Source organism: Halanaerobium sp. ST460_2HS_T2 (assembly GCF_003337665.1).
Classification (GTDB): domain Bacteria; phylum Bacillota; class Halanaerobiia; order Halanaerobiales; family Halanaerobiaceae; genus Halanaerobium; species Halanaerobium kushneri.
In genome coordinates this window covers 1-5,195 of sequence record NZ_QPJF01000061.1, presented here as the reverse complement: position 1 = coordinate 5,195, position 5,195 = coordinate 1, and the positions used below count along the sequence as shown (strand labels likewise).

The 5,195-nt window shown below is 33.8% G+C and carries 1 protein-coding gene and 1 CRISPR repeat array; the gene reads right to left on the bottom strand.

The annotated features are described in order from the left end of the window. Positions 1–158 precede the first annotated feature (158 nt). Entirely contained in the window at positions 159–344 is a 186-nt protein-coding gene (locus DFR80_RS14915) for a hypothetical protein (protein WP_114490465.1), read from the bottom strand. A gap of 220 nt (positions 345–564) precedes the next feature. After that, positions 565–4,985: a CRISPR direct-repeat array (repeat unit 37 nt; unit sequence GTTTCAATCCTTATTCTAATGGATTAGTCACTGGAAC). Positions 4,986–5,195 lie beyond the last annotated feature (210 nt).

The window sequence follows — 5,195 nt, the reverse complement described above, 5'->3', positions numbered from 1 at the left end:
TTTATGTTTTTATTATGGACAGTTTATATTATCTATTTAAACGGGTCAATTTTAAATTATTATCCTGGGTCACTTTTAAATTATCATATACAGTTTTTCTTTTATAATATCATGAATTTCAATTTTAGACAAGGAGGATTTTTCAGGATTAAACTTATTTAAGCTAAAGCTTTTTTCTTTTTATTTTTAGATTTTTCTGTCTCCCACCAATTTTTCTTAATTTTAATCTGACGAAATACTGGTTCATCTGATAAATCTGTTCCACAGTGAGGACAAATCCACTCCTCTTTGCTGGCACTAATACTCCTACTTCTGCATTCTGGACATAGTTTAATATAAGCCATCATTATCAGCTCCTTAAATTTTTTTATTCTAAATTTATGATAACAAACTTATATTAAATTTATATTTGCTTAAGATTAAAGTTTTGTTAGAATGAAAAGAAAGATAAAAAAGAAATTTGAATTTCAGTCTTTCAGTCTCCTAGTAAGGTGAGCAGTAAATGTTAGGCAGCCAAAAACACTGAAACAAGTATAGCTAGGATCCGATAGCTGATATTTATGCGTTTCAATCCTTATTCTAATGGATTAGTCACTGGAACCCAAAAAAATAGACTTCTCAAGAGTCATTTTAGCTGTTTCAATTCTTATTCTAATGGATTAGTCACTGGAACACTGCTGTTCAATATCACTACTTAATTTTACCCCTTGTTTCAATCCTTATTCTAATGGATTAGTCACTGGAACTATTTTGGGGACAAGGACAAATGAAATGTGATTTTTAGTTTCAATCCTTATTCTAATGGATTAGTCACTGGAACTTACTTCACTATAGACACCAACATGGAAGACAAGATGTTTCAATCCTTATTCTAATGGATTAGTCACTGGAACAATGAGTTCTTTTTCTTTTTGTTTTAAATATGGCTTGTTTCAATCCTTATTCTAATGGATTAGTCACTGGAACTAATTGATCACTTTCTGTTGAAAAGGTTATGGAATGTTTCAATCCTTATTCTAATGGATTAGTCACTGGAACACACTTGAGGAAGAAAATTCAAGATTTAAATATCAAAGTTTCAATCCTTATTCTAATGGATTAGTCACTGGAACCTATTCTTCTCCAGGAAGCTGCTTTTTTCTTACTTTCGTTTCAATCCTTATTCTAATGGATTAGTCACTGGAACCACTTAATTAAGCATTTATAAATAACAGCCCGTTTATGTTTCAATCCTTATTCTAATGGATTAGTCACTGGAACAAACTATTGATATACCTCATGAAGCAAGAAAAGAGGCGTTTCAATCCTTATTCTAATGGATTAGTCACTGGAACCACCCTCATTGATATTAGTTTCTACATCTTCAACTACGTTTCAATCCTTATTCTAATGGATTAGTCACTGGAACCAAAAATGATCGACAGAGAACTCTGGCCCGTGAGTGGTTTCAATCCTTATTCTAATGGATTAGTCACTGGAACTGGATTAAACTGTTCAGGTTCAACTTATAGGCTGAGTTTCAATCCTTATTCTAATGGATTAGTCACTGGAACTTAGGCCAAGTATATTGCATACATCATATTACAATGAGTTTCAATCCTTATTCTAATGGATTAGTCACTGGAATAATTGTCTCCACATCTCACACATTCCTGATCACCAGTTTCAATCCTTATTCTAATGGATTAGTCACTGGAACTGATCAGTTACATTCACAGAATTGGAAAAAAACTGAGTTTCAATCCTTATTCTAATGGATTAGTCACTGGAACTCAGATGTTGAATATGCTTAAATAATACAAAATTATGTTTCAATCCTTATTCTAATGGATTAGTCACTGGAACTCAATATCATAGAAAAGACTTGATATATTAGATTTGTTTCAATCCTTATTCTAATGGATTAGTCACTGGAACCTGGTGCTGTTTCTCCAGCGAACTGAGTCGCCAAAGCGTTTCAATCCTTATTCTAATGGATTAGTCACTGGAACATAAAAATACTCAACTATTCTTCTCATCTCAGTTGGGTTTCAATCCTTATTCTAATGGATTAGTCACTGGAACATATGCCATCGGTAGGTATTGCAATGACCTCAAAAACGTTTCAATCCTTATTCTAATGGATTAGTCACTGGAACTCCGACCAGACCAGGAAATAATTTTGAGCCATTTAGTTTCAATCCTTATTCTAATGGATTAGTCACTGGAACTTTTGAAAAAATAAACTAAAGCTGCCGGGCAACAGCGTTTCAATCCTTATTCTAATGGATTAGTCACTGGAACCAGGGTGAACAACCAGTCAAGGAAAGTTTGAAAGGGTTTCAATCCTTATTCTAATGGATTAGTCACTGGAACTTAGAGAATATGTATGGTTCGTTAGCCTTTGTTACGTTTCAATCCTTATTCTAATGGATTAGTCACTGGAACTCTAAAAACAACACGAGCTCCATTTTGAGCAACGAGTTTCAATCCTTATTCTAATGGATTAGTCACTGGAACAGTTTCATTATTGATTCCTTCTATAGAATCTGGATAGTTTCAATCCTTATTCTAATGGATTAGTCACTGGAACTATTACGCACTCCCTTTTTTGTAAAATGAACCTTGCTGTTTCAATCCTTATTCTAATGGATTAGTCACTGGAACTAATACTCTCTATATACAACGATAGAACCTTCTTCGTTTCAATCCTTATTCTAATGGATTAGTCACTGGAACCCAATAGTTACGCCAGTCATTTCACGATTTTCACGAGTTTCAATCCTTATTCTAATGGATTAGTCACTGGAACCTTAATGCTGGGGCAGTAATTACCGCAAAGATAAAGAGGTTTCAATCCTTATTCTAATGGATTAGTCACTGGAACCCAACAGGACCAATGTAGTAGGGGCCGGTCTCAAACGTTTCAATCCTTATTCTAATGGATTAGTCACTGGAACTGTGGAGATTATCAATATATACATTTGCAGAATGTGTTTCAATCCTTATTCTAATGGATTAGTCACTGGAACAACTACAGACCTTTTAGGTATTACTTTAACTACTCTGGTTTCAATCCTTATTCTAATGGATTAGTCACTGGAACATTCTGGAAGCATCTTTAATCGTAGGCGTAGAAACAGTTTCAATCCTTATTCTAATGGATTAGTCACTGGAACTTTAGACATAATTAACCTCCTTTATTAACCAGGGGAAGTTTCAATCCTTATTCTAATGGATTAGTCACTGGAACATGGAATCAAGTTAAAGAAATATTAGGGATTGAGCAGTTTCAATCCTTATTCTAATGGATTAGTCACTGGAACATAACTCGATTGCCTCATCTATTCCGACTTCATCTTCGTTTCAATCCTTATTCTAATGGATTAGTCACTGGAACCATCTTCTTCAGTTGATTCAGTTTGATATTCAGTAGGTTTCAATCCTTATTCTAATGGATTAGTCACTGGAACAGAAATAGTTGAAACTGTTTCAAAAAAAGAAAGCTCGTTTCAATCCTTATTCTAATGGATTAGTCACTGGAACTCAAACTCAATAAAGGAGAAGCAATTACAGAAAAAAGTTTCAATCCTTATTCTAATGGATTAGTCACTGGAACTTGATCTGATAAAATCATTTTCCCACTCCTGTCTATGTTTCAATCCTTATTCTAATGGATTAGTCACTGGAACCCTGCCGGGACATCCTAAAAACTTTTGCTATCTGATGTTTCAATCCTTATTCTAATGGATTAGTCACTGGAACTTCTGCTGGAATATTACCAGCGATCATATTAGTTAAGTTTCAATCCTTATTCTAATGGATTAGTCACTGGAACTTACAGCAGGTGGCCAGAGTGAAGAAAAAAATCCTGTGTTTCAATCCTTATTCTAATGGATTAGTCACTGGAACTAGAAATTGATCGCGGTGGTGTTAGACTTCCAGAGCGTTTCAATCCTTATTCTAATGGATTAGTCACTGGAACTATTTCTGATAATATCGCTTTTGTCAGTATTCCATTGTTTCAATCCTTATTCTAATGGATTAGTCACTGGAACATTAAATCTAAAAAGTTTATGGATTTTGTTAATGTGTTTCAATCCTTATTCTAATGGATTAGTCACTGGAACGTAATAAGGCGTGACGATCTAACAGACGCAGAAGCGTTTCAATCCTTATTCTAATGGATTAGTCACTGGAACGAAGAGAAGAATGAATATAAGCATGAATTAGAGAAGCGTTTCAATCCTTATTCTAATGGATTAGTCACTGGAACAATAGCAGAAAATATGTTAGATGAATTTCTGCAAGAGTTTCAATCCTTATTCTAATGGATTAGTCACTGGAACATATATGACACATTCCAATAAGTCAAGACTATTTTCTGTTTCAATCCTTATTCTAATGGATTAGTCACTGGAACTTTCTACCTCCTTTTTATTCCCACTCCTATAATCAAGTTTCAATCCTTATTCTAATGGATTAGTCACTGGAACCCAACTTTCAGCTCACTATCAATCCTATACCAACTAGTTTCAATCCTTATTCTAATGGATTAGTCACTGGAACGATGTAATTTTAGAAGAAATATCAATATAATTTTCGTTTCAATCCTTATTCTAATGGATTAGTCACTGGAACACCTTTTTCATCATAGCCGACTTCTTGATTGAAGGAGTTTCAATCCTTATTCTAATGGATTAGTCACTGGAACTATAACTGAAGTTGGAGATTTCAAACAAACTGTAATGTTTCAATCCTTATTCTAATGGATTAGTCACTGGAACATTATTGCCCTGCTTCTCTGTCGGGTATTTATATAAGTTTCAATCCTTATTCTAATGGATTAGTCACTGGAACTGCTAAAATTATCAGATTGAATAGCAATTGTTTGAAGTTTCAATCCTTATTCTAATGGATTAGTCACTGGAACACAACTCAAAAAGAAAGATGAATTACAAGTTGGCGAGTTTCAATCCTTATTCTAATGGATTAGTCACTGGAACATATCATTGGCTTAAACAGGATAAAGTAGTTTCCCCATTTTTTAAAATAGCAAAAACTCAAAGTTATCAACAGTAAAAAATGTGGATAATTAGCTCTTAGAAGTCCTTAAAATAAATTATCCACAGATTACGCAAAAAAGGTGAAACAAGCTCCTTCTTTTGGTATAATTAGTTTGCAGACAAAAAACACCAAAAGGAGTTGTTTCACCG